The following is a 23,585-nucleotide window of genomic DNA, read 5'->3' on the forward strand; positions in this document are numbered from 1 at the left end:
AAACCAGGCCACGCATCCTGTGACACCCGGACATTCCCGTGGCGGCGCGGCACCGTTGCTCGCGGCCAATCGCGCCGAGGCGTTGGGCGCACGGCTGCCGCCGCTGGTGGTCGAAGCCGAGCGCGTCGCCGCGACCGTGATGCAGGGCGTCCATGGCCGCCGCCGCTCGGGCCAGGGCGACGCCTTCTGGCAATTCCGCCCTTTCCTCGCCGGCGATGCTGCCTCCCGCGTCGATTGGCGCCAGAGCGCGAAGTCGGACCGCCTCTTCATCCGCGAAACCGAATGGGAAGCCGCCCAGACCGTCGCCGTCTGGCGCGACGCCTCGCCCTCCATGGCCTGGCGCTCCACCCTGGCAAAGACCGAAAAGGGCGAGCGCGCGGACCTGCTGCTCCTCGCCCTCTCCGCCCTGCTGCTGCGCGGCGGCGAACGCGTGCGCCTGCTCGGCGCCGGCCGCCGCAGCCATGCCGGGCGCGGCGCCCTCGTCACCCTTGCCGAAGCGCTGGGCCGCGCCAGCCCCCCGCCCGAGGACGAAGGCCTGCCCCGCCACGCCCGCGTGGTCCTGTTCGGCGACTTCCTCTCCCCACTCCCTGACATCAGCCGAGCCGTTTCCGCCCTTGCCTCCCGCCCCGTGCGCGGGCACCTGGTGCAAATCCTCGACCCCGCCGAAGAAACCCTTCCCTACACCGGCCGCATCCGCTTCGAAGGCCTGCAGGACGAAACCCACACCCTGCTCCCCCGCGTCGAAGGCGTCCGCAGCCTCTACGCCGAACGCCTCGCCGCCCACCGCGACGGCCTCAAGGCCATCTGCGCGGCGGCCGGCTGGCGCTTCGCCCTGCACCACACCGACCAACCACCGGAAGCCGCCCTGCTGGCACTGCACATGGCACTGGCACCGGGATGAGGGCGGCACAGGAAGCAACGCCAGGGGGCGCTGCCCCCTGGACCCCCGCCGGGGATCGGGCCGATCCCGGGCCCCTGCATGTGCGGGTCCTGGATTTGGGAGGGGCCTATTGCTTGAAGCGCCGGGTTGGGGAGAGGGCGCATGGCGGTCCCTGCGGCGCGGTTGCTCTATTCACGCGCCCTCTCCCCATCCCTGCTCGCCTCCGGCGACACCCCCTTCCAAGACCATGAACCAACAATTGGCGGTCCATGATCGACACGATCCTGGCGGGGTTCATGGGCAGAGCCCCTGGCCTTCCTTCCCATGCTGACCCTCGGCCCGCTGGCCTTTGCCGCGCCGTGGCTGCTGGTCGCGCTTGGGGCGTTGCCGGTGTTGGTGTGGTTGTTGCGGGTGACGCCGCCGGCGGCGCGGCGGCAGAGTTTCCCGGCCATTCGGTTGTTGCGGGACATGCCTGTTGTCGAGGAGACGCCGTCGCGCACGCCGTGGTGGTTGTTGGTTCTGCGCATCGTGGCGGCGGCGTTGATTGTGTTGGGGTTGTCGCGGCCGATCTGGGGGCCGGGGGCGGCGGTGAGTGGCAGTGGGCCTTTGTTGATCGTCATCGATGATGGGTGGGCGGCGGCGGCGGATTGGCCGTCGCGGATGGCTTCTGCGGGTGCAGCGCTTGAAGCGGCGGGGCGCGAGGGGCGCCGGGTGGCGCTGCTGGCGACCGCCGCGAGCGAGACCGGAGAGGCGCCGCGCGTGAACGGCCTGATGCCGGCGGAGGAGGCGCGTGCACGGCTTGCCGCGTTGCGCCCGAAATCCTGGGCGCCTGACCACGCGGCGGCGCTCGCGGCGCTTGCGGCCTTTCGCGCACTCGCACCTGGGCCTTTTGCCGCCCACTACGTCGCCGATGGCGTCGATCATGCGCCTGGGGGCTTTGCGGCTCTGGCCGCGGCGCTGGGCGAGGGTGGGGCGCTGACCCTCGCACGTGCGGAGGCGCCGGTCGCGCGCATGCTGATGCTGCCGCGCGCCGAGGCCGACCGGCTGACCCTTCGCGTCACGCAGTTGCCGGTGAGCGGCGCGAGCACCGCCGCCGTACTAGCGCGCACCGGCGATGGCCGCACCCTCGCACGCGCCGAAATCGCCATCCCGGCCGGCGAGCGGGCCGGCGAGGCGGTGCTGGAACTGCCGGTCGAGATCCGCAACCAAGTGGTGCGGCTGGATCTGGAACCGGGGGCGGGCGCGGCGGGCGTCCTGCTGCTCGACGAGCGCTTTCGCCGCCGTCCCGTGGGCCTGCTCGCCAGCACCGAGACCCAGGCGGACGTGCCGCTGATCGGCGACCTGTATTATCTGGATCGCGCGCTCGCACCCTATGCGGAGATCCGTCGGGGCACCCTCGACGCGCTGCTCGCGCGACAGCTGGCGGTGCTAGTCCTCGCCGACCGCGACCTCTCCGATGCGCGTGAGCGGGAGGCGGTGGCGAAATGGGTACGCGAGGGCGGCACGCTGATCCGCTTCGCCGGCCCGCGCATGGCGGAAAACCCCGACCCTCTGCTGCCGGTGCCGTTGCGCGCCGGGGAGCGCCAGCTGGGCGGCGCGATGACCTGGGAACGCGCGCAGCCGCTGGCCCCTTTCCCCGATGGCTCGCCGTTCGCGGGGCTCGTCGTGCCGGCCGAGATCCTGGTCGAGCGCCAGGTGCTGGCGGAGCCCTCGGCGCAGCTGTCCGCGCGCAGCTGGGCGCGCCTCGCGGACGGCACGCCGCTGGTGACCTTCGAAACGCGGGGTGCGGGGCGGGTGGTGCTGTTCCACGTCACGGCGCAAGCCGAGTGGTCGAACCTGCCGCTTTCCGGCCTATTCGTGGACATGCTGCGGCGGCTGGTGGCGCTCTCCGCCGGCGTCGCAGGCAATGAGGGCGCGTCGATGCTGGCGCCGCTCGAAAGCCTCGACGGGTTTGGGCGCCTCGGTCCGGCGCCGCCGGCGGCGGCCGCGATCGCGGCCAACCAGGTGGAAGGCGCGGCGCCGTCGCCGCGGCAGCCGCCGGGATGGTATGGCGCGCCGGGGCAGGCCGATGACGGCGCGGCCTATCGACGTGCGCTCAACCTCTCGGCGGGTCTCGCGGCGCCCACGCCCGCGGGTGCGGCGCCCGCCACGGCGTCGAGCGTGTCGATCGGCGGTGTCGCCGCGGATCGCGACCTAGGGCCGTGGCTGCTGGCGGCGGCGCTGCTGCTGTTCGCCATCGACATGCTGGTCTCGCTCGGCCTGCGCGGCTTGCTGCTGCGCCCGGCGCTGCGCGTCGCGCTTCTGGGCATGCTGCTCGCGACCCCGGCGCTGGCCCAGGGCCAGGCCCCAGGCGAGGCCAGCCCCTCGCTCGCGACGCGCCTCGCCTATGTGCTGACCGGCGACGCGACGGTGGACGAGACGGTGCGCCAGGGCCTCACGGGCCTGTCGGATTTCGTGAACCGGCGCAGCGCTACCGCACTCGCCGAGCCGCTCGCGGTGGTACCGGGCCAGGACGAGCTGGCTTTCTTCCCACTGATCTACTGGACCATCCTGCCCGACGCGCCGACGCCAAGCCCGGCGGCGGTCGCCGCACTCAACGGCTTCATGCGCAACGGCGGCATCATCCTGTTCGACACTCGCGACGAGGGCTCCGGCGAGGGGTTTTCCCCAGGCGCGCGCGCCGCGCTGCGCCGGGTGACGCGCGAGCTCTCCGTCCCGCCGCTGGCGGTGGTGGCGGACGACCACGTGCTGCGCCGCGCCTTCTACCTGCTGCAGGACCTGCCGGGCCGCTTCACCGGCGGCCAGGTCTGGGTCGCGCGCGACGGCGACCGTGCCAATGACAGCGTCTCCCCGGTGATCGTCGGCGGGCATGACTGGGCGGCGGCCTGGGCGGTGGATGCGCGGGGTGCCAATCCGCACGCGGTGATCCCCGGCGGGGCGCGGCAGCGTATCCTCGCCTATCGGTTCGGCATGAACCTCGTGATCTACGCGCTCACCGGCAACTACAAGGGCGACCAGGTGCACGTGCCCGCCATTCTCGAAAGGCTCGGCAATTGATGGATGGCGCGCGCGGCGAGGGCCTGCTGCGGCCACGCGGCGAGGACACCCACGCGAAGGTCGGCTATGCCGAGCTGTTCTTCGACCTCGTCTTCGTCTTCGCGGTCACGCAGCTCTCGCACACCCTGCTGGAGTCCCACTCCGTGCTGGACGTGGCGCGCACCTGCCTGCTGTTCCTCGCGGTGTGGTGGGTGTGGATCTACACCGGATGGGTGACCAACTGGGTCGACCCCGAGCGTGCCGCGACACGGCTGATGCTGTTCGCGCTGATGGGCGCGGGCCTAGTCATGTCGATGTCGCTGCCCGAGGCCTTCGCCGCGCGCGGCCTGCACTTCGCGCTGGCCTATGTCGGCATGCAGGTCGGGCGGACGGTCTTCATGATCTGGGCCATCGGTCCGCACATTCCGGCGCTGCGGCTGAACTTCGTGCGCATCTTCGCCTGGCTCGCCTTTGCCGGCATCTTTTGGATCGCGGGCGGGCTGGCGGATGCCGAGACCCGGCTCACCCTCTGGATCGTGGCCCTCGCGATCGAGTACGTCTCGCCGCTGGCGTTCTTCTGGACGCCCGGCCTCGGCCGTTCGACCACCGAGGACTGGCAGGTCGAAGGCGCCCACCTCGCCGAACGCTGCGCCTTGTTCATCATCATCGGCCTGGGCGAGAGCATCCTGGTCAGCGGAGCGACCTTCGCGAAGCAGAGCTGGGACGCGGTGCACAGCATCGCGTTCGCGACCTGCCTGCTCGGCTCGGTCGCGATGTGGTGGGTGTATTTCCATGTCGGCGCGGAGCGCGGCACCGCGCACATCGTCGATTCGAATGACCCCGGCCGCATCGCGCGGAACGGCTACACCTACCTTCATGTGCCGATCGTGGGCGGCGTCGTGCTCTGCGCCGTCGCCGATGAGATCGTGCTGGCGCATCCGCAGGGTGCGGTCTCGACCGCCGCGGCGGCGGCCATCATCGGCGGACCGGCGCTGTACCTGGCCGGGTGCGGCCTGTTCAAGCGGATGAGCCTCGGCTGGTTCCCGCTGTCGCATCGGATCGGGCTCGGGGCGCTTGTGGTCTGCGTGGGCCTGGCCTTCTTCGTCTCTCCCTTGGTGCTGAGCGTCGCGAGCACGGCGGCTCTGATGCTTGTCGCGGCCTGGGAATACCGGTCGCTGAAGATGGTGCGTCGATGAGGCAGGCTTTCGCGGGCGTCGATTTCGCGCCGATCCTTCCGATCTGGATGCTGGGGGCGCTCGCCCTCATCGCCGTGCTGGTGCTGGTGCCGGGCGCGGTGCGTCGGGCTCGAGGGCTGGTCTGGCGCGCGGTCGCCTTCGCCCTGCTTCTCCTCGCTTTGGCCAATCCGCGCCTGGTCGAGGAGACGCGGGAGACGCGGCCCGATATCGCCCTGCTGGTGGTGGACCGCTCGGACAGCGCCCGGATCAATGGCCGCGACGCGCGGATCGAGGCCGCGAGGGAGTTGCTGGAACAGCGTATCGGCCGCCTGCCGGAGCTGGAGCTGCGCACCGTTGCTGCCGAGGAGGGCGGCAACCAGGGCACCCGCCTATTCGCCGCGATGGAGCGCGCGCTTGCCGACATCCCGCGCGCGCGCCTCGCCGGCGTCATCGCGCTGACCGACGGGCAGGCGCATGACGTGCCGGCCGCGTCCCCCATCGACGCACCCTTCCACGCGCTGCTCGCGGGCCGGCCCGGCGAGGTGGACCGTCGGCTCCGCGTCATCGAGGCACCCGGCTTCGGCATCGTCGGGCGCAGCGTCGACCTGCGCGTGGTGGTGGAAGACCTCGGGGCGCGCGAGGCCGGGGGGGCGGCGATGCTCACCATCCGCCGCGACGGCCAGCCGCCGCGCCAGGAAAGTGTTGCGGTCGGACGCGAACACCGCATCACCATCCCGATCGAGCGCGGTGGGCCCACCGTGGTGGAAGTCGCGGCCGCTACCCGCACCGGCGAGGTCAGCACGCTCAACAATCGCCAGGTCGTCACCATCACCGGCGTGCGCGATCGGCTGCGCGTGCTGCTGGTCAGCGGGGAGCCCCATGCCGGCGAGCGCACCTGGCGGCGACTGCTCAAGGCCGACCCGAATGTCGACCTGGTGCACTTCACCATCCTGCGGCCGCCCGAGAAGGACGACCTCACCCCGCTCAACGAGCTGGCGCTGATCGCCTTCCCGGTGCGCGAGCTGTTCCAGGTGAAGCTGCGCGATTTCGATCTCATCGTGTTCGACCGATTCGCCAATCGCGGCATCCTGCCCCCCGTCTACCTGCGCAACATCGCCGATTACGTGCGCGGCGGCGGGGCGCTGCTGATGAGCACCGGCCCCGAATTCTCCGGCCCCATCAGCCTCGCCCTCACGCCCCTCGGTCCTGTGCTGCCGGCGCGGCCGAGCGGGGCGCAGGCCGTGGTTGAGGGCGCCTTCCGCCCGCGGGTCTCGGCGCTGGGCGCGCGCCACCCGGTGACCGAGGGCCTGACACCGCCCGATGCCGAGCCGAGCTGGGGCCGCTGGTACCGCTACCTGCGCGCCGAACAGCGCGGCGGCACCACCGTGATGGAGGGACCGAATGGCGCGCCGTTGCTGGTGCTGGACCGGGTCGGCGAGGGCCGCGTGGCGCTGATGCTCTCCGACCATATCTGGCTGTGGTCGCGTGGCCATGATGGCGGCGGCCCGCAGCAGGAGGTGCTGCGCCGCATCGCCCATTGGCTGATGCGCGAGCCGGAGCTGGAGGAGGAGGACCTCTCCGCCCGGATCGAGGTTGGCGGCCTCACCGTCACCCGCCGCAGCGTCGAGGCGGGACCGCCGCCGGAGATCGCGGTCACCGCGCCGGACGGTAGCGTGACGCGCACGCGCCCGGAGCCGGGACCCGGTGGCCGCGCCGTGCTGCGCATGGCGGCGACCCAGCCCGGCGTCTGGCAGGCGAGCGACGGGCGGCGCACCGCCTTCGCCGCCTCGGCCGCGGCGAACCCGCTCGAAATCGCCGATCTCCGCGCCGATGACCAGCGACTGCGACTGGTGGCGCAGGCGACCGGAGGTGCGATCCGCTGGCTCGGCACCGGCGAGGCGCCGAGCCTTCCGGAAATCCGCCGCGTGGCGGCGGGGCGCGACGCATCGGGGCCGAGCTGGATCGGGCTACGGCGCAATGCGGACCACACGGTGACCGGGATTTCGGCCATGGCCCTGCTGCCGCCCTGGCTCGCGCTGCCGCTGGTGCTGGGCGTGGCCATCATCGCCTGGCGGCGCGAGGGCCGCTGACGATTTCCCCGCGGCGCGAACTCCGCTAGAACTTGCTGATGCGCAAAATCCTGCTCGCCGCGATGCTTCTCTCCCTCGCCGCCCTGCCCGCCCTGGCGCAGCCGGGCTTTGCCGGGGCGAGCGGCGCGCCGCAGACCCAGGCGCGCCCGGGCAGTGCGCCCGCCGGTCCCCCGCCGGCGCTGCCCGGACTTGCCGCGCGGCGCGCGCCGGAGCCGATCCCGGCCGATACCTCGCGCGTGCTGGAACCCACCGACGCGCTGTTCGACGCCATCACCCGGGGTGACCTTCCGGCTGCCCGCGACGCGGTCTCCCGCGGCGCCGATCTCGATTCGCGCAATGTGCTCGGGCTCACCCCGGTCGATGCCGCGGTCGATCGCGGCCGCAACGAGATCCTGTTCTACCTGCTCTCGGCGCGGTCGACGGCGCGCAACCCGGCCCCGCCGCCCGAAGCCAACGACACCCCGCAGCAGCGTGCCGCTCGCCAGCGTGCCCTGACCGCCGAACGCCTGGCCGCGGAGCGTGCGGCGACACGGGCGTCGAGCGCGGCACCGGCCACCGTGCAGCGTGCCGCCGCGCCGCAGTCGCCGCGGCTTTTCGCCAATGACGGCGGGGCCCCGCGACCCGAGGTGGGGTTCCTGGGCTTCGACGCCGGCCGCGGCCGCTAGACGCCTCGGACCGCGCGCTCAGCCGGCCTTTTCCCAGCCCTTCGCGCCCTGCTTCATGTAGCTGAGGCCGTGCCCGGCGGCCTTGGCACTCGCCCATCGCGCCCGCGCCGCGGCTGTCGCACCCTCGTCATTGCCGTCGAACAGGTCCAGCACGCGGTCGTATTCTGACGCACGCATGGTGCTCGCGCCGTCGAGCAGCAGCAGGAACCGTGCGCCGTTGACCGGAGCCACATCCCCGGTGGCGAGCAGGATCGGCTGGTGCCGCGCATGTTCGGTGTCGGAGCGACCGTGCGGCAGCCAGTCCGGGTCTGTCGAGAGCCAGAGCGAGGCGTCCAGCGCCTCCATCCGCTCGGCCGTGCCGCACAAGACATGCGCCCGCCCGCCGCCCGCGAGGATGCGGCCGAGGAGCTTGGGCGCGGCGGCGTCGATGCTTGTCCGGGTCAGGTGGTAGAAGCCGATCTCGGCCATCAGCGCTCCTCCTCGAACCGCATTGCGACCAGCCGGTCGAGCAGGCGCACGCCGAAGCCGGAGGCACCCTTGGGTCCCAGCGCATCGGCTTCGGCACGGGCCTCGACCCCAGCGATGTCCAGATGCGCCCAGGCGACCCCGCCCACGAATTCGCGCAGGAACGCGGCGGCGTGGCAGGCATCGGGCATCAGGCGGCCGCCAGAGGCGCCGGAACCTGATGGCGCACATTGCTTGATATCCGCGATGTCGCTGTTGAGATCCTCGCGGTGACGCACGCCGATCGGCATCGGCCATAGCGGCTCGCCCACAGCGGCTCCTGCCGCGACCAGCGCCGCGGCGAGCGGCGGATCATTGGAGAACAGCCCGGCCTGGTGGTGGCCCAGCGCCGTCACGATCGAGCCGGTGAGTGTGGCGAGGTCGATCATCGCCTGCGGGCGGTGATGGCGGGCGTGGTGCAGGGCATCGGCCAGCACCAGCCTTCCCTCCGCATCGGTGTCCAGCACCTCCACCGTGCGGCCCGAGAGCGTCGTCAGCACGTCGCCGGGGCGGTAGCTGTCGCCGCCGGTGGAATTCTCCGCGATGGCGAGGATGGCGACCGCCGGCGCCGGCGAGCGCCGCAAAGCCAGCGCCAGCATCGCGCCGGCGCAGGCGGCGGCACCGGCCATGTCGGCGCGCATCTCCTCCATTCCCGCGGCCGGCTTGATCGAGATGCCGCCCGTGTCGAAGCACAGCCCCTTGCCGATGAAGGCGATGGGGCGCGCGTCCAGCCGGCCCTTCCAGCGCAGCGTGACGAGGCGCGGGCCGGACGCGGCCTCGCGACCCACGGCGCTGAGCGCGCCGAATCCGCGCCGGCGCAGCCGCTTGGGTCCGATCACCTTCACCGTGATGCCGTGTTCCTCGAGGCTGCGCAGCCGCGTCGCGAAGATCGCCGGCGTGAGGTAGTTCGCGGGTTCGGAGACGAGGTCCCGCGCGAACAGGGTGCCGCGCGCCGATGCCTCGGCCGCGCGCCAGTGCGGGATGGTGCCCGGGCGGTCGCCGGTCAGCAGCTCCACGCGCGGCGCCGGCTTGCCCGCGGGCACGCTGCGGATGGCGAGCGGCGGCGCGCCACGCAGCATCGCGCCGGCGGCGAAGGCGGCGGCTTCGGCCGGTTGCAGGCCACGCGCATCCAGCACGAGCGCCGACGCATCGCCAAGGGCGGCGATGGCCGCCCCGCCGGCGCGTTCGAAATCGAGCGGCGCGGCCGCGGCCCCGGTGCCGGCCAGGATCACGGCGTCAGGGCTGAACAAGGCGAGGCTGGTGCCGGCCTCGCCGGTGAAATGCGCCGCCGCGATCGCCGCTGCCATGGCCTCAGGCGCCGGCGTGCCCTGCGCCCAGGGCAGCGCCACCGCCTCCCCCGCGCGGGGCGCTACCGTGCGGAGGCGGATCTGCATCAATCCTCGTAGTGGTCGGCGACCAGACGGTCGAGCAGCCGCACCCCGTAGGCGCTCGCGCCCTTCGGGATAAGCGGCACGTCCTTGTAGGCCCAGGCGGTGCCGGCGATGTCGAGATGTGCCCAGGGCTTGCCGTTCACGAAGCGCTGGATGAACTGCGCCGCGGTGATCGACCCGCCCGGACGGCCGCCGACATTCTTCATGTCCGCGATGTCCGACTTGATCTGCTTGTCGTAGGCATCGCCGAGCGGCATGCGCCAGACCAGCTCGCCGGTCGCCTTGCCCGCGGCTTCGAGCTTCTCGGCCAGCGCCTCGTCATTGGCGAACATCCCGGCATGCTCATGGCCGAGGGCCACGATGATCGCGCCGGTCAGCGTCGCGAGGTCGACCATGAAGGCCGGGTCGTATTTCTCCTGCGCGTACCAGAGCACGTCGGCCAGCACGAGGCGGCCTTCGGCGTCGGTGTTGATGACCTCGATGGTTTGGCCGGAATAGGAGGTCACCACGTCGCCGGGGCGCTGCGCATTGCCCGAGGGCATGTTCTCGACCAGGCCCACCAGCCCGATGACGTCCGCCTTCGCCTTGCGCCCGGCGAGGGCCGCCATCAGCCCGATCACCGTGCCGGCGCCGGCCATGTCGAACTTCATCTCCTCCATGCCGCCGGCGGGCTTGATGGAGATGCCACCCGTGTCGAAGGTCACGCCCTTGCCCACGAAGCACAGCGGCTTCTTCGCCTCCTTCTTCCCGCGGCCGGCGGGCTTCGGCGCGCCCATCCACTTCATCACCACCATGCGCGCTTCCTGCACGGAGCCCTGCGCCACGCCGAGCAGCGCACCGAAGCCGAGCTTCTTCATCTCCTTCGGCCCCATGATCTCGACCACGACGCCGAGCTTCTCGAGCACCTTGCAGCGATCCGCCATCTCGGCGGGAAACAGCACGTTGGGCGGTTCGGAGACCAGGTCACGGGCGAGGAAGATGCCCTCCGCAATGGCGGCGAGCGGGGCGAAGGCAGCCTTGGCCTTCGCCGGGTCGGCGGTCGCGATGGCGATGCGCTCGGCCTTGGGCTTGTCCTCCTCCTTCTCCTTGGTGCGGTATTTGTCGAAGCGGTAGGAGCGCAGCTTGAGCCCGGACCCGATCCGCGCGGCGAATTCCGGCGTCAGGGCCTCCCCCGCGATGACCGATTCGCGCTCGGCGGCGATCAGGGGCCAAGCGGTGCCGCCGAGCGATTCGAGGTTTTCGGCCGTGATGTCGCCGGGCTTGCCCAGGCCGATGGCGACGATCTTGGACAGGCCTCCGCCCGGCGCCCACAGCGTCGCGGTCTGGCCCTTCTTGCCTTTGAAGCCCGCCGCCTCCAGCGCCTTTGGCAGCCGGCCATCCGTCGCGGCGATCGCCGCCTCATGCAGTGTGCCGCCGGAGCCTTCCTCAGGCAGCAGCAGCACGAGGGCGCCATGGCGGGGCAGTGCGGGCTTGGTGAAGGCGATGTCGGCCATGCTGGCTCCTGGAAGAAAAAAGACTGCCTGACAGAACACCACGCCGGCGCCGGGCTTGCCATAGGCAGCGCGGACGCGGGATGAGGAGACATGGACACCGAACAGGACAGGCACGCGCTGCTCGCCCTCGCCGTGGGGCTCGCGGAGCGCGCTGCGGCGGCGATCATTGCGGTGAAGCGGGCCGGATTCGTCGTCCAGCGGAAATCCGACGCGACCTACGTCACCGCGGCCGATCGCATCGCCGAGGTGATCATCGTGGACGGCCTGCGCGAGGCGGCCCCGCATCTGCCGGTGGTCGCGGAGGAGGAGGTGGCTGGTGGCCTCGTCACCGCCCCGGGCGATGCCTACTGGCTGGTCGACCCACTCGACGGCACGCGCGAGTTCGCGCGCGGCACGCCGCATTACGCGGTCCATATCGGGCTGGTGCGCAACGGTGTCCCGGTGCTGGGCGTGGTCGCGGTGCCGGAGTTTTCGGAGGTGTTCTGGGGCGGCGCCGGGCTTGGGGCCTGGAAGCGCGACGCCGGCGGCGAGCGCGCGATCCGCGTTCGCCCGGCACCCGCCGAGGGGCTGGTCGTGATGGGCAGCGCGCATCACGCGAACGACCCGCGCCTGGCCGCCTGGATCGCCGGCCGCGCGGTGGCGCGGGTGGAAAACATCGGCTCCTCGATCAAGATGCTACGGGTGGCGGAGGGCGCGGCCGATGTGCATCCGCGCTTCCAGGCCACGATGGAATGGGACACGGCCGCACCCCAGGCGGTGCTGGAAGCGGCGGGTGGCAGCCTCAGGCTCTGGGGTGGCGGCGCGCTGCGCTACGGCAAGCCGGGCTGGGAAAACCCCGGCTACCTGGTGACGGGCGCGGCGTGACGGAGCGCCTCGGCCCCGGGGATATCGCACGCGCCGCGGCCATGCTGCGGGCGGGGGACCTTGTCGGCTTCCCCACCGAGACCGTCTATGGCCTGGGCGCGGATGCGCGGAACGGACGCGCCGTGGCCGGCGTGTTCGAGGCCAAGGGCCGGCCGCATTTCAACCCGCTCATCTGCCACTTCGCCGACGCGGACGCCGCCTTCGCCGAGGTCGAGGCGGATGGGCGGGCGCGGGCACTTGCCGCGGCGTTCTGGCCCGGACCGTTGACCCTGGTGCTGCCGCGCCAGCCCGGCTGCGTGGTCGACCTGCTCGCCGGTGCCGGGCTGGACACCCTGGCGGTGCGGGTGCCGGCGAATCCCATCGCGCTCGCGCTGATTGCGGCCATGGACGGTCCCGTCGCGGCACCGTCGGCCAATCGCTCGGGCGGTGTTTCCCCCACGACGGCCGAGCATGTGCTCGCGGGTCTCGACGGGCGGATCGCGGCGGTGATCGATGGCGGCCCCTGCGCGGTGGGCGTGGAGAGCACGGTGCTCGACCTCACCGGCGGCGCCGTGCTGCTGCGCCATGGCGGGGTGCCGGTGGAGGCGATCGAGGCGGTGATCGGCCCGGTCGGGCGGCCGTTGCCGCTCAGTGCGGGCGCGGCCGCGCGCACGTTTCGAAGCCCGGGCATGATGCTGTCCCACTACGCGCCGGGCCTGCCGGTACGGCTCGGCGCCATGGACGTTTTGGCCGATGAGGGGCTGCTCGCCTTTGGCGGCGCGTTGCCGGGCGCCGGCGCGGTGTTTCAGCTGAGCGCGGCTGCCGATCTGCGCGAAGCGGCGGCGCGGCTTTTTGCCGGGCTGCGCGCGCTGGACGCGCTGCCCGGGCTGCGCGCCATCGCCGTAATGCCGGTGCCGGAGACCGGGCTTGGCGCGGCGATCAACGACCGGCTGGCCCGCGCCGCCGCACCCCGCTAATCGGCCCGCCCCATCGGCGCTGCCACACTCTCGAGCGGCTGTCCCTCTGCCGCGAAGCCCAGCTTCCACTCGGTCGCCGCGGCCACCAGCATCAACGCCGCCGCCGCCATGTAGCCCCACAGCACGTCCATCCGCTCGCCGCCCTGGATCAACGCGCCGAACAGGAAGGGCGCCACCACGCCGCCCGCCGCCGTGCCGATCGCGTAGAACAGCGCGATGGCCATCGCCCTCATCTCGAGCGGGAAGCTCTCGCCGACCGTTAGGTAGGCGGCCGAGGCGCCCGCCGAGGCCACGAAGAAGATGCAGGTCCACAGCAGCGTAAGCATCGTGCCCGATACCATCTCCTGTTGGAACAGGATGGCGGTCGCTGCCATCAGCAGCCCCGCGGCGCCGTAGGTGAGGGTGATCATGATGCGGCGCCCCACGCTGTCGAACAGGGGCCCGAGCAGCAATGGGCCGAGCAGGTTGCCGACGGCGAAGGGCAGCATGTACCAGCCCATGTCCTGCGCCGGCACGCCGTAGAACTTCGTCAGCACCAGTGCATAGGTGAAGAACACCCCATTGTAGCAGAAGGCCTGGCAGGCCATCAGCGTGAGCGCGAGGATGCTGCGTTCGCGGTACTGCCGGAACATCACCTGCACGACCTCGGCGATCGAGACATGGCCACGGGTGCGCAGCCGGATGGCGCCATACTCCGTCGGCGGCAACGGGCCGCGCTCGGCGGCGACCTCGCGCTCGATCTGCGCGACGATCGCCTCGGCCTCGGCGTTGCGGCCATGGGTCATCAGCCAGCGGGGGCTCTCGGGGATCCAGCGGCGGAGGAAGATCACCACGACCGACAGCGCGCCGCCGATCAGGAAGGCCAGGCGCCAGCCGAGCTCGGGGTCGATCACCGCGGGGTTGAGCAGCAGCAACGACGCGCCGGCACCCACCATCGCGCCCAGCCAGAAGGTGCCGTTGATGGCAAGGTCCGTGGCACCGCGGCGACGCGCCGGGATCAGCTCCTGGATGGCCGAGTTCACCGCCGAATATTCGCCCCCGATGCCCGCGCCAGTGAGGAAGCGAAAGAAGGTGAAGGACCACACGTCCCAGGACAGCCCGGTCGCCATCGAGGCGAGCAGGTAGACCAGCACCGTGATGGTGAACAGCCGCTTGCGCCCGAGCCGATCGGTCAGCCAGCCGAAGAACAGCGCGCCCACCACGGCGCCGAGCAGATAGGCCGAAGCCGTCAGCCCGACCTGGGATTCCGTGAGCGCAAGCGAAGGGCTGTTGTGGATCGCGGGGGCGAGCGAGCCGACCAGCGTGACCTCCAGCCCGTCGAGCGTCCAGGTGATGCCGAGCCCGACGCAGACGAGCCAGTGGAAGCGCGACCAGGGCAGGCGATCGAGCCGGGCCGGCACATCAGTGGAAAAGACTGTGCCGTGCTGGCTGCGTTCCGACATGCGCCGCGCTCCCCTTGCGTCCGGGGCAGAACGCGAGGCAGCCAGGAATGTTGCGGCTCAGCCGGCGATCACTGCCACAGCCCCTTCGCCGCCAGCCAGTCCTGCACCAGCGCCGCCACCTGGTCGCTGTTGCGGTCCATCATGATCATGTGGCTGTTGCCGCGGATCCCGCGCTCGGGAAGGTCGACCACGTCGACGCTGCCGCCGGCGGCGCGGACCGCCTCGGCGAAGCGCACGCCGTTGGCGCGGATGGTCGGCCAACGCGGATCGCCCGCGATGTAGTCGCCATACACCATAAGGATGGGGATGTTGCGGAGCGCGGCGACCTTTGCCGGGTCGCCAACCGCGGCCGGTTCGATCAGCACCAGCGCGCGCACCGCCTCCGGCCGCTCCTGCGCCGCGCGCCAGCCGAACAGACCGGCCTGGCTGTGCACCATCACCACCGATGGCCCGACGCGGTCGAGCAGCGCCAGGTAGGCGTCGAGCGCGAGCGCATCCGTGGTCGTGAAGCGCGGCACGACCTGGCGCATGAAGGCCAGGTAGCTCTCGCGATCGGCGGGGAACTGGTTGCCCGGCAGCAGCTCCTGCCGACGATAGGACCCCTGCCCGGCGCCGATGCGGAAGCGCTCATAGGGGTTGTCCAGGGTCAGCGTCAGCGCCTGGCCGCCGGTCTGCTCCGGGATCTGGCTCCATCCCGCGCGGCCACGCTCGACCGCGTCGCTCACATAGGTGGCCCAGCCGCGGCGCAGAAAAAAGTGCTGCCAGCCCTCGCGGCCATCGGGCGTCGTCTCCCACGTCACGCCCGTGAGGCCGCCGCCATGCCACATGAGCAAGGGCACGCGACCGCGCATCGGCGCGGGCACCATGTACTGGGCGTACATGCCGCCCATCAGGTAGGTGCCGTTGGGGTCGACGCGGGCGGGAACGCCGCCGGGTGCGAACAGCACCTCGCGGATCGGTTGGCCCGAGACCACCACCTCGCGCCCGCCGACATGGAAGCTGCCCCAGCGCGCGAGGGTGAGGGGCTCGTCGGCCGGTGCCGCGCCCGGCAGCAGGGCGGCGGCGATGGCGGCGGCGCGGATCGTGTTCTTCATGCTCGTTCTCCCGGCGCACGAATGATGGCGCAGGCCCGGGGGCTTGCGAAGGGGGCGGAACGGTCCTTGGCTGTGCCGTGCTGGGCGGGGGGGGATTCGGGTGAACGAGACGGTTGTGCCGACGCGGGGGGAGCTGTTCCTCGGCTATGCCAAGGCGGGGCTGTTCGGCTTCGGGGGTGTGGCGGCCTGGGCGCGGCGCATCATCGTCGAGGAGCGGCGCTGGCTGACCGAGCGCGAATACGCCGAGGTTCTTGGCCTGGGCCAGGTGCTGCCGGGACCCAATGTGGGCAATGCGGCGGTCATGATCGGGCGGCGCTTTCATGGCCTTCCCGGCTCGCTCTGCGCCACCGCCGGGCTCTACATCGGTCCGCTGTGCATCCTGCTGCTGCTGGCGGCCTTCTACGATGCCTATGGCCAGGTGCCGCGCATCGGCGCGCTGATGCAGGGCATCGCGGCCGCGGCCGCCGGCATGGTGATCGGGACCGCGATCAAGATGGGGTCGCGGCTGAAGGCGCCACCCGAGATGGTTGCGCTCGGGCTGCTCGCCGCCGCCGCGGCGTTCTGGTGGCGGGTGCCGCTGCCACTGATCGTGCTCGGGCTCGGGCCGGTCGGCATCTTCTGTGCCTGGCGCCGGCAGCGCCCCGAGGCGGCGCACTGATGGTCTGGGGCCTGTTCGTCATATTTGCGTCCATCTCGCTCATCGCCGTGGGCGGGGCGACGTCCTCGCTGAACGAGATCCACCGGCAGCTGGTTGAGAACCGCCACTGGCTCGACGACCGCACCTTCGGGCAGCTGTTCGCCCTCGCCCAGGCCGCGCCCGGGCCGAACGTGCTGGCCGTGAGCCTGTTCGGCTACTGGATCGCCGGCCTTCCGGGATTGGCAGCCTCAACGGCGGGGATGCTGCTGCCGGCCGGCACGCTGGCCTTCTTCGTCGGCGGCCTCGCGCAGCGATTGAAGGGGCATCCGGCGCTCAAGGCGATCAATGGCGGGCTGGTGCCGCTGGCCGTCGGGCTGATCCTGGCCGGCGGGGTGACGCTGGCGGCGACCGCCGCCGCGCATGGCTGGGGCTGGATCGGCATGACGGCGCTGAGCGCCGCCTTCGTCTGGCGGACGAATTTTTCGCCGCTGTGGATGCTGGCGTGCGGCGCCGTTCTCGGGCTTATCATCGGCTGAAACGGGGAAGGATACGAGGAATGACGATGATGATGCTGCGGCGCGCCTGCCTCGCTGCGCTTCTGCTGGCGATGCCGGGCCTTGCGACGGCCGCAGACATCCGCGTGATGATCTCGGGCGCCTTCTTCGAACCGTTTCGCCAGGTGGTGCCGCAATTCGAGCGCGCGACCGGCCACCGCGTCGTGACCATCCAGGGTGCGTCGATGGGCAATGCGCCGGACGCCATCCCGGTACGCCTTGCGCGTGGCGAGGTGGCGGAGGTGATGATCCTCGCCGCGCCGGCGCTGGATGCACTCATCGCCTCGGGCCAGGCGGCCCCGGGCAGCCGCGTCGATCTCGTGCGCAGCCTGATCGGGATGAGCGTGCGCGCGGGCGCGCGGCGGTGGGACATCTCGACCGAAGAAGGCTTCGTGCGCGCGCTGCGCGAGGCGAGTTCCATCGCCTATTCGGCAAGCGCGAGCGGCACCTACTTCTCTCAGACGCTACTCCAGCGCATGGGCCTCGAGGCCGAGATCGGCCCCAAGGCGCGCCGTATCCTGAGCGAGCGGGTGGGCGCGGTGGTGGCGCGCGGCGATGCCGAGCTGGGACTTCAGCAGGTGAGCGAGCTGCTCCCGATCGCGGGGCTGGATTTCATCGGCGTGCTGCCGCCCTCGGTGCAGCAGGCGACGATTTTCTCGGCCGGCATCGGCACGCGCGCCGAGGAGCCGGCAGCAGCGCGCGCCCTGGTGGCTTTCCTCGCCGGGCCGGAGGTGGTGGAAGCGATCCGTGCGGCGGGTCTGGAGCCGTTGCGCTAGGCAAAGCCGGCGGAGAGGACGTCCGTCCGAACCGCCGCGCCCTCGTTCGCGGCTACCGCAGCCTCTGCTCGATCAACGCCAGTTCGGCGCCAGCTTCGGTGCGGCCGAGGCGGTTGGCCTCCGCGAGGTCTGCGCGCGTTGCCTCGATGTCTCGCCGAGACGCATGCACGCGCGCGCGATTGTGGAACGCCAGTGCATAGGTTGGGTCGAGCCGGATCGCCTCGCTGTAATCGGCGATGGCGGCATCGGCATTGCCGCGCAGCCCATGGAGGTTGCCGCGGTTGTTGTAGGGGCGCGGCGAGCGCGGATCGAGGCGAACGGCTTCGTTGAGGTCAACGAAGGCCGCATCGAGGTTGCCGCGGTTGATATGGACGACGCCGCGCGTGTTGTAGGGCCCGGCGAGGCGGGGATCGAGACGGATCGCTTCGTCACAATCGGCAAGCGCCGCATCCCGGTTGCCCAAATTCTCGTAGGCGACGCAGCGATTGCCAAAGGCCACGGCGCGGCGCGCGGCGCGGATCTCGGCGCCGCGATCGAGGAGGACGGTACAGGCGGCGACCGCGGCTGCCGGCGCCTCGTTCACGCGCTGGCAGGCCCGCGAACCGTCATCATCCTTCAGCAGCCAGCGGGTGCCGATGCCGATCAGCGCCACCAGAAGGGCAAAACCGGTGACGATATTAAAGAGCGTTCGCAAGACAGGCCTCGTTACCATAAATTGTTTTTATATCGTAGCAATTCGCATCGTTTCGTCAATACAGTGGCGTCCATGCGGCCGCGCGATGCTTGGTTTGCCGACCGGGCCGGAGGTGGTCGAGGCGATCCATGCGACGGGGCTGTAGCCGGCGCGTCAGTAGATGTCCTTGAAGGACGCGAAGTTCATGATCGCGCCGATCTTGGTCATGTAGAAATCCGTCCCCGGCGCGCTCGCGCGATTGGCCGGGTTGCCCTTGATGAAGGTGTCCGCGTCCCAGGTGCGGTCCTCGGCCACCGGCATCACGTCGTTCCACGGGTCGATGAAGCGGATCTTGGTGTCGCTCGCGCCCACCACGACGACATTGTGCGACCCCGCCGGGTTCCACCGGCCCGCGACCCAGACGGGGCCCATGGTCAGCCATTTGCGGAAATCGCTCGCACTCCAGGACTGTCCGGCGCCCCAGGGATGCAGGCCCACGGCCTTGGCCGCCTTCATGTAGTCCCGCGTCAGCAACCCGGTGGTCTTCTTGGCGGAATCGACCTGAATGCCGGCACCACTGAGCTTGCCTTCGATGGTGAATTCATCCCAGTTCTTGTACGAATACATCATGCGCAGGCACATCAACCAGCACTCGGTGTTGATGGTCTGGGCGTACTGCTTCATGGTTTCCCAGTTCGGTGCCATCTGAAGCGCGTCGGCCATGGTATCCTCCCTGCGATCCCAGCGGGCCCTGTATCGGGCACGGAACGATAGGCGAGATCTTCCGGCTGCCGGTAGTGAAACAACGGCAACCAGTGCCCTCAATGCAGCTTCACCCCCGGCTCCGCCCGCTGGGAGAGCAGGCCCGCGATGGTGCGCCACAGCGTCGGCGCCCCGCCATGCAACGCCGTGAGGTGCATCTTGTAGAGCGAGCGGTACATCAGCCGCGCGAAGTAGCCCTCGATGAACATGCTTTTCCCGACCAGGAAGCCCATCAGGCTGCCAACGGTGCTGTATTTGCCCAAGGAGACCAGCGAGCCGAAATCCCGATAGACGAAGGGCGTGAGCGGCTTGCCGCTCAGCATCCGATCGATCTGCGCGATCATGTGGCTGGCCTGCTGGTGCGCCGCCTGGGCACGCGGCGGCACCGGCGCCGGGTGGCCCTCGCGCGGGCAGGATGCGCAGTCGCCGATCGCGAAGACCGCCGGGTCGCGCGTCGTCTGCAGCGTCGGCAGCACGACGACCTGGTTGATGCGGTTGGTCTCGAGCCCGCCGATCTCACGCAGGAAATCCGGCGCCTTGACCCCCGCCGACCAGACCACGAGTTCCGCCGGCACCACCGCCCCATCGGCCATCACCACGCCATCGGCCCGCACCTCCGAGACGCGGGTGCCGGCCATCACCTCCACGCCGAGCTGTCCCAGCAGGTCGGCGGTCGCGGTGGAGATGCGCTCGGGCAGTGCGGGCAGAATGCGCGGCGCCGCCTCGACCAGCACGATGCGGATGTCGCGTTCGGGCAGGATGCGATCCAGGCCATAGGCGACGACGGCGCGCACGGTGCGGTGCAGCTCGGCCGCGAGCTCGGTGCCCGTGGCCCCCGCGCCGATGATGGCGACGTGCAGCTGGCCCGGGCGCACCGGCTCGGGCTGTGAATTCGCGCGCAGGCACGCGTTCACCAGGCGGCGGTGGAAGCGGCTCGCCTGGTCGGGCGTCTCCAGCGGGATGGCGAATTGCGCCGCGCCGGGCGTCCCGAAATCATTGGTCACGCTGCCCACCGCGATGATGAGCGTGTCGTACCCGACGCGCCGCGCCGGCGTGATCTCACGTCCCTCATCATCAGACATGGCGCCGAGTTCGATCTCTCGCGCAGCGCGGTCGAGTCCGACCATCTCGCCGAAGCTGTAGGTGAAATGGTGCCAATGCGCCTGGGCCATGTAGTTCAGCTCGTGCTGCGCGCGGTCCAGGCTGCCGGCCGCCACGGAGTGGAGCAGCGGCTTCCACAGATGCGTGCGCGCGCGCTCGACCAGGGTGACGCTCGCCCGGGTCCCGCGCCCGTAGCGGTTGCCGAGCCGGGTCGCGAGTTCCAGGCCCGCGGCGCCGCCGCCGACGATGACGATGCGATGACGTTCGCCGGCTTGACCCATCGGCCCTGATCCCCCCCGCGGGTAAGGCCGGGGGCGTGATAGCCTCGGCAGCCCTGGTGCCGCGACCGCCATCCTGGCCCGCGCCGGGACCGGCGCCAAGACAAAGCGCGCGTTGGCGCCCCTGCCCCTCCCCTGGCCGGGCGCGGCATCCCTCAGTAAGGTGCGCCGCGACGCCGAAGCCCGCCTCGAGGAATGCCATGCGCGACCCGAACCAGACCGGCTACACCCCGCATGCGATCGCCGGGATCACGCCGGACCAGCGCGTCATGGTCGATCGCCGCGCCGTGCCCTGCGACGGCGAGGTGGCCGGCGCGCTTGGCCATCCCCGTGTCTGGCTGCGGATCGAGGGGCACGAGGTCACCTGCCCCTACTGCTCGATCACCTATGTTCTGAAGGATGGCGCGGGCGGCGATGGCCACCACTGAGGCGGAGCTGCCGCCCACCCCGCCCGGGGAGCGCCACCTGATCCTGGTGGATGGCTCGGGCTACATCTTCCGCGCCTTCCACGCGCTGCCGCCGATGACGCGGCCCGACGGCACCCATGTGAACGCGGTGTTCGGCTTCACCCAGATGCTGACCCAGTTCCTGCAGAAGCACGTTGGCACCCATATTGCCGTGGTGTTCGACGCCGGGCGGATGACCTTCCGCAACACCATCTACGCTGGCTACAAGGCGCACCGCCCGGAAGCCCCGCCCGAGCTGATCCCGCAGTTCATCCTGATCCGCGAGGCGACGGATGCCGTGGGTGTGGCGCGCATCGAGCTCGACGGCTACGAGGCCGACGACCTCATCGCGACCTATGCCCGCGCCTTCACCGAGGAAGGCGGCCGCGTGACCATCGTCTCCTCCGACAAGGACCTGATGCAGCTGGTGCGCGACGACGTCGAGATGCTCGACCCGATCAAGCAGAAGCCGATCCGCGCCCCCGAGGTGTTCGAGAAATTCGGCGTCGAGCCGCGCCTGGTGGCCGATGTCCAGGCGCTCGCCGGCGACGCGACGGATAATGTGCCGGGCGTGCCGGGGATCGGGGTGAAGACCGCGGCCGCGCTGCTCGCGGAATTCGGCGACCTCGAAGGGCTGCTGGCCGGCGCGCACACCATCAAGCAGCCCAAGCGGCGCGAGGCGCTGATGGAGAATGCCGAGCTCGCGCGCATTTCCAAGCGCCTGGTGCTGCTCGACGACGACGCGCCGATGCCGCTCGCGATCGAGGCGATGGTCGCACGCTCGCCGGACCCCGCGGCGCTCGAGTTCTTCCTGCGCACCCAGGGCTTCCGCAGCCTGCTGGCGCGGCTGGGTTTTGGCGAGGCCGCGCTGCACCCCGCCGCCCGGCGCGATTCGACGCCGATGCCGGAGGCCCCCGCCGAGGCGCCGCCCTTCGGCCCCTATGAGACGGTCACCGACCTCGACACGCTCGGCCGCTGGATCGCCGAGGCGAAGGCTGCCGGGATCATGGCGCTCGACACCGAGACGGACAGCCTCGATTCGCTGCGCGCGGCCCTCAGCGGCATCTCGCTCGCGACCCGGCCCGGGCGCGCCTGCTACATCCCGCTGCGCCACGGTGCCGTGGCGCAGGACATGCTCAGCGCGCCGGCGCCCACGCAGATCAGCCCCGAGGCGGCGCTGGCGGCCCTCAAGCCCCTGCTCGAAGACCCCTCCGTGCTGAAGGTGCTGCAGAACGCCAAATACGACCTCGAGGTGCTGGCGCGGCCGGAGAATGGCGCGATCGCCGTCGCCCCGATCGACGACACCATGGTGATCTCCTACGCCATGGAGGCCGGGAGATACGGCCACGGCATGGACGAGCTGTCGCAGCGCCATCTCGGCCACACGCCCATCACCTATGACAGCGTGACCGGCACCGGCCGCGCGCGCATCCCCTTCGCTGAGGTGCCGCTCGACAAGGCCACCGCCTATGCCGCCGAGGATGCCGACGTCACGCTGCGGCTGTGGCACGTGCTGAAGCCGCGGCTGCGCGCGGAACAGACGCTCGCGCTGTACGAACAGGTGGACCGCCGCATCATCGGCGTGCTGCAGGCCATGGAGACCACCGGCATCAAGGTCGATGGCGCCGAGCTCGCCCGCATCGGCGAGGATTTCGCCCAGCGCCTGGTGACCATGGAGGCCCGCATCCACACGCTCGCGGGCAAGCCCTTCAATGTCGGCTCACCGAAGCAGCTGGGCGAGATCCTGTTCGACGAGCTGAAGCTGCCGGGTGGGAAGAAGGGCAAGGCCGGCGCCTGGGGCACCGACGTGACGGTGCTGGAGGACCTGGCCGCGCAGGGCATCGACCTCGCCCGCGCCGTGCTCGACTGGCGCCAGATCGCAAAACTGAAATCCACCTATGTCGATGGCCTGCAGGCGCAGCTCGACCCGCGCACCGGGCGCGTGCACACCAACTATTCCCTGGCCAATACCTCGACCGGACGCCTCGCCTCGACCGAGCCCAACCTGCAGAACATCCCGGTGCGCTCCGAAGAAGGCCAGCGCATCCGCGCGGCCTTCGTCGCCGAGCCCGGCCACGTGCTGCTCGCCGCCGACTACAGCCAGATCGAGCTGCGCCTGCTCGCCCATTTGGCCGACGTGCCGACCCTGCGCGAGGCGTTCGCCCGCGGTGAGGACATCCACAGCCGCACCGCCTCGGAGATTTTCGGCATCCCCGCGGGCCAGGTGGACAAGGAAGCGCGGCGACGCGCCAAGACCATCAATTTCGGCATCATCTACGGCATGTCCGCCTTCGGCCTGGCGGGGCGCCTGGGCATCACCGCGGGCGAGGCGCGCGGCATCATCGACGCCTATTTCGGCCAGTACCCGGGCATCCGCGACTGCATGGAGCGCCTCAAGGCCGAGGCGCGCGAGCATGGCTATGTCCGCACCAGCTTCGGCAAGAAGCTGTGGATCGCCGAGATCGGCTCGCGCGACCCGCAGCGCCGCGCCGGCGCCGAGCGGGCCGCCATCAACGCACCCTTCCAGGGCGGTGCGGCCGAGGTCATCAAGCGCGCCATGGTCCGCCTGCCCCGCGCGCTGCGCGAGGCGGGGCTCGGCGCGCGGATGCTGCTGCAGGTGCATGACGAGCTGGTCTTCGAAGTGCCCGACGCGGAGCTTGAGGCGACCAGCATGATCGTGAAGCGCATCATGGAGACGGTGGCCGAGCTGCGGGTGCCGCTCGCCGTCGATATCGGCGCCGGGCGCAGCTGGTCGGACGCGCACTGAC

Annotated in this window: 20 protein-coding genes; 12 read left to right on the forward strand and 8 right to left on the reverse strand. The window is 71.1% G+C overall.

Annotated elements, in window-relative coordinates:
* The first annotated feature begins 19 nt into the window (after positions 1 to 19).
* The 5 genes from GXW79_RS17540 to GXW79_RS17560 all read left to right on the forward strand — a co-directional run bounded on the left by GXW79_RS17540 (position 20) and on the right by GXW79_RS17560 (position 7,846).
* Entirely contained in the window at positions 20 to 901 is an 882-nt protein-coding gene (locus tag GXW79_RS17540) for a DUF58 domain-containing protein (RefSeq protein WP_367614947.1), read from the forward strand.
* A gap of 303 nt (positions 902 to 1,204) precedes the next feature.
* The gene (locus tag GXW79_RS17545; RefSeq protein WP_211875741.1) at positions 1,205 to 3,937 is read left to right on the forward strand and encodes a DUF4159 domain-containing protein; all 2,733 of its coding nucleotides are present in this window, start codon (positions 1,205 to 1,207) and stop codon (positions 3,935 to 3,937) included.
* Entirely contained in the window at positions 3,937 to 5,112 is a 1,176-nt protein-coding gene (locus tag GXW79_RS17550; RefSeq protein ID WP_211875742.1) for a low temperature requirement protein A, read from the forward strand. Before GXW79_RS17545 ends, GXW79_RS17550 begins: the two co-directional genes overlap by 1 nt.
* Positions 5,109 to 7,181, forward strand: a complete 2,073-nt coding sequence (locus GXW79_RS17555; RefSeq protein WP_211875743.1) for a hypothetical protein — start codon at positions 5,109 to 5,111, stop codon at positions 7,179 to 7,181. Before GXW79_RS17550 ends, GXW79_RS17555 begins: the two co-directional genes overlap by 4 nt.
* A 38-nt stretch (positions 7,182 to 7,219) precedes the next feature.
* On the forward strand, positions 7,220 to 7,846 hold the full coding sequence (locus tag GXW79_RS17560) for an ankyrin repeat domain-containing protein (RefSeq protein ID WP_211875744.1): 627 nt from the start codon (positions 7,220 to 7,222) through the stop codon (positions 7,844 to 7,846).
* An 18-nt stretch (positions 7,847 to 7,864) separates the two neighbouring features.
* On the opposite strand, the gene GXW79_RS17565 is transcribed toward GXW79_RS17560, so the two are convergent.
* From GXW79_RS17565 to GXW79_RS17575, 3 genes are read right to left on the reverse strand one after another with little or no spacing between them, the layout of a single operon-like run.
* Entirely contained in the window at positions 7,865 to 8,314 is a 450-nt protein-coding gene (locus GXW79_RS17565) for a DNA polymerase III subunit chi (RefSeq protein WP_211875745.1), read from the reverse strand.
* Complete coding sequence (locus GXW79_RS17570; protein ID WP_211875746.1) at positions 8,314 to 9,744, reverse strand: M17 family metallopeptidase; 1,431 nt, start codon at positions 9,742 to 9,744, stop codon at positions 8,314 to 8,316. The genes GXW79_RS17565 and GXW79_RS17570 overlap by 1 nt, the downstream gene beginning before the upstream one ends.
* On the reverse strand, positions 9,744 to 11,234 hold the full coding sequence (locus tag GXW79_RS17575; protein ID WP_211875747.1) for a leucyl aminopeptidase: 1,491 nt from the start codon (positions 11,232 to 11,234) through the stop codon (positions 9,744 to 9,746). Before GXW79_RS17575 ends, GXW79_RS17570 begins: the two co-directional genes overlap by 1 nt.
* 90 nt (positions 11,235 to 11,324) lie before the next feature.
* Between GXW79_RS17575 and GXW79_RS17580 the strand changes: the two genes are divergently transcribed.
* Both GXW79_RS17580 and GXW79_RS17585 read left to right on the forward strand, forming a co-directional pair.
* The gene (locus GXW79_RS17580; RefSeq protein ID WP_246504089.1) at positions 11,325 to 12,098 is read left to right on the forward strand and encodes a 3'(2'),5'-bisphosphate nucleotidase CysQ family protein; all 774 of its coding nucleotides are present in this window, start codon (positions 11,325 to 11,327) and stop codon (positions 12,096 to 12,098) included.
* On the forward strand, positions 12,095 to 13,054 hold the full coding sequence (locus tag GXW79_RS17585) for an L-threonylcarbamoyladenylate synthase (protein WP_367614948.1): 960 nt from the start codon (positions 12,095 to 12,097) through the stop codon (positions 13,052 to 13,054). Before GXW79_RS17580 ends, GXW79_RS17585 begins: the two co-directional genes overlap by 4 nt.
* On the opposite strand, the gene GXW79_RS17590 is transcribed toward GXW79_RS17585, so the two are convergent.
* Together GXW79_RS17590 and GXW79_RS17595 are read right to left on the reverse strand one after the other, a co-directional pair.
* The gene (locus GXW79_RS17590; RefSeq protein ID WP_211875749.1) at positions 13,051 to 14,496 is read right to left on the reverse strand and encodes an MFS transporter; all 1,446 of its coding nucleotides are present in this window, start codon (positions 14,494 to 14,496) and stop codon (positions 13,051 to 13,053) included. The two genes, GXW79_RS17585 and GXW79_RS17590, sit on opposite strands and share 4 nt — an antisense overlap.
* 68 nt (positions 14,497 to 14,564) lie before the next feature.
* Positions 14,565 to 15,590: an alpha/beta hydrolase family protein gene (locus tag GXW79_RS17595; protein ID WP_246504090.1), complete on the reverse strand. Its 1,026-nt coding sequence runs from the start codon at positions 15,588 to 15,590 to the stop codon at positions 14,565 to 14,567.
* Between the two features lie 100 nt (positions 15,591 to 15,690).
* On the opposite strand from GXW79_RS17595, the gene GXW79_RS17600 reads away from it, so the two are divergent.
* Genes GXW79_RS17600 through GXW79_RS17610 form a run of 3 tightly spaced genes read left to right on the forward strand, consistent with a single transcriptional unit; the run spans position 15,691 to position 17,557 of the window.
* A complete protein-coding gene (locus tag GXW79_RS17600) occupies positions 15,691 to 16,248 on the forward strand; it encodes a chromate transporter (protein WP_211875750.1) in 558 nt (185 codons plus the stop codon).
* Complete coding sequence (locus GXW79_RS17605) at positions 16,248 to 16,763, forward strand: chromate transporter (protein ID WP_211875751.1); 516 nt, start codon at positions 16,248 to 16,250, stop codon at positions 16,761 to 16,763. Before GXW79_RS17600 ends, GXW79_RS17605 begins: the two co-directional genes overlap by 1 nt.
* Before the next feature lie 20 nt (positions 16,764 to 16,783).
* On the forward strand, positions 16,784 to 17,557 hold the full coding sequence (locus GXW79_RS17610; RefSeq protein WP_211875752.1) for a substrate-binding domain-containing protein: 774 nt from the start codon (positions 16,784 to 16,786) through the stop codon (positions 17,555 to 17,557).
* Between the two features lie 52 nt (positions 17,558 to 17,609).
* Here the strand turns inward: GXW79_RS17610 and GXW79_RS17615 are convergent, their stop codons facing one another.
* The 3 genes from GXW79_RS17615 to GXW79_RS17625 all read right to left on the reverse strand — a co-directional run bounded on the left by GXW79_RS17615 (position 17,610) and on the right by GXW79_RS17625 (position 20,374).
* A complete protein-coding gene (locus tag GXW79_RS17615) occupies positions 17,610 to 18,251 on the reverse strand; it encodes a tetratricopeptide repeat protein (protein ID WP_211875753.1) in 642 nt (213 codons plus the stop codon).
* Between the two features lie 153 nt (positions 18,252 to 18,404).
* Positions 18,405 to 18,953 carry a papain-like cysteine protease family protein gene (locus GXW79_RS17620; protein ID WP_211875754.1) on the reverse strand — a complete coding sequence of 183 codons (549 nt, stop codon included), beginning with the start codon at positions 18,951 to 18,953 and terminating at the stop codon, positions 18,405 to 18,407.
* Positions 18,954 to 19,051: 98 nt separating this feature from the next.
* The gene (locus GXW79_RS17625; RefSeq protein WP_211875755.1) at positions 19,052 to 20,374 is read right to left on the reverse strand and encodes an NAD(P)/FAD-dependent oxidoreductase; all 1,323 of its coding nucleotides are present in this window, start codon (positions 20,372 to 20,374) and stop codon (positions 19,052 to 19,054) included.
* A gap of 197 nt (positions 20,375 to 20,571) precedes the next feature.
* Between GXW79_RS17625 and GXW79_RS17630 the strand changes: the two genes are divergently transcribed.
* Together GXW79_RS17630 and polA are read left to right on the forward strand one after the other, a co-directional pair.
* Complete coding sequence (locus GXW79_RS17630; protein ID WP_211875756.1) at positions 20,572 to 20,799, forward strand: zinc-finger domain-containing protein; 228 nt, start codon at positions 20,572 to 20,574, stop codon at positions 20,797 to 20,799.
* Complete coding sequence (gene polA / locus GXW79_RS17635) at positions 20,786 to 23,584, forward strand: DNA polymerase I (RefSeq protein ID WP_246504092.1); 2,799 nt, start codon at positions 20,786 to 20,788, stop codon at positions 23,582 to 23,584. Before GXW79_RS17630 ends, polA begins: the two co-directional genes overlap by 14 nt.
* The last annotated feature ends 1 nt before the right edge of the window (position 23,585 follow it).

The organism is Plastoroseomonas arctica, from assembly GCF_018128965.1.
In the GTDB taxonomy this organism is placed as follows: domain Bacteria; phylum Pseudomonadota; class Alphaproteobacteria; order Acetobacterales; family Acetobacteraceae; genus Plastoroseomonas; species Plastoroseomonas arctica.

What these genes read in the sequence shown, in the direction of transcription:
- GXW79_RS17565 (WP_211875745.1), bottom strand. Translation starts at nt 8,314, where the DNA reads ATGGCCGAGATCGGCTTCTACCACCTGACCCGGACAAGCATCGACGCC.
- GXW79_RS17605 (WP_211875751.1), top strand. Translation starts at nt 16,248, where the DNA reads ATGGTCTGGGGCCTGTTCGTCATATTTGCGTCCATCTCGCTCATCGCC.
- GXW79_RS17620 (WP_211875754.1), bottom strand. Translation starts at nt 18,953, where the DNA reads ATGGCCGACGCGCTTCAGATGGCACCGAACTGGGAAACCATGAAGCAG.
- GXW79_RS17555 (WP_211875743.1), top strand. Translation starts at nt 5,109, where the DNA reads ATGAGGCAGGCTTTCGCGGGCGTCGATTTCGCGCCGATCCTTCCGATC.
- GXW79_RS17590 (WP_211875749.1), bottom strand. Translation starts at nt 14,496, where the DNA reads ATGTCGGAACGCAGCCAGCACGGCACAGTCTTTTCCACTGATGTGCCG.
- GXW79_RS17580 (WP_246504089.1), top strand. Translation starts at nt 11,325, where the DNA reads ATGGACACCGAACAGGACAGGCACGCGCTGCTCGCCCTCGCCGTGGGG.
- GXW79_RS17575 (WP_211875747.1), bottom strand. Translation starts at nt 11,234, where the DNA reads ATGGCCGACATCGCCTTCACCAAGCCCGCACTGCCCCGCCATGGCGCC.
- GXW79_RS17560 (WP_211875744.1), top strand. Translation starts at nt 7,220, where the DNA reads ATGCGCAAAATCCTGCTCGCCGCGATGCTTCTCTCCCTCGCCGCCCTG.
- GXW79_RS17625 (WP_211875755.1), bottom strand. Translation starts at nt 20,374, where the DNA reads ATGGGTCAAGCCGGCGAACGTCATCGCATCGTCATCGTCGGCGGCGGC.
- GXW79_RS17610 (WP_211875752.1), top strand. Translation starts at nt 16,784, where the DNA reads ATGACGATGATGATGCTGCGGCGCGCCTGCCTCGCTGCGCTTCTGCTG.
- GXW79_RS17570 (WP_211875746.1), bottom strand. Translation starts at nt 9,744, where the DNA reads ATGCAGATCCGCCTCCGCACGGTAGCGCCCCGCGCGGGGGAGGCGGTG.
- polA (WP_246504092.1), top strand. Translation starts at nt 20,786, where the DNA reads ATGGCCACCACTGAGGCGGAGCTGCCGCCCACCCCGCCCGGGGAGCGC.
- GXW79_RS17545 (WP_211875741.1), top strand. Translation starts at nt 1,205, where the DNA reads ATGCTGACCCTCGGCCCGCTGGCCTTTGCCGCGCCGTGGCTGCTGGTC.
- GXW79_RS17550 (WP_211875742.1), top strand. Translation starts at nt 3,937, where the DNA reads ATGGATGGCGCGCGCGGCGAGGGCCTGCTGCGGCCACGCGGCGAGGAC.
- GXW79_RS17630 (WP_211875756.1), top strand. Translation starts at nt 20,572, where the DNA reads ATGCGCGACCCGAACCAGACCGGCTACACCCCGCATGCGATCGCCGGG.
- GXW79_RS17595 (WP_246504090.1), bottom strand. Translation starts at nt 15,590, where the DNA reads ATGAAGAACACGATCCGCGCCGCCGCCATCGCCGCCGCCCTGCTGCCG.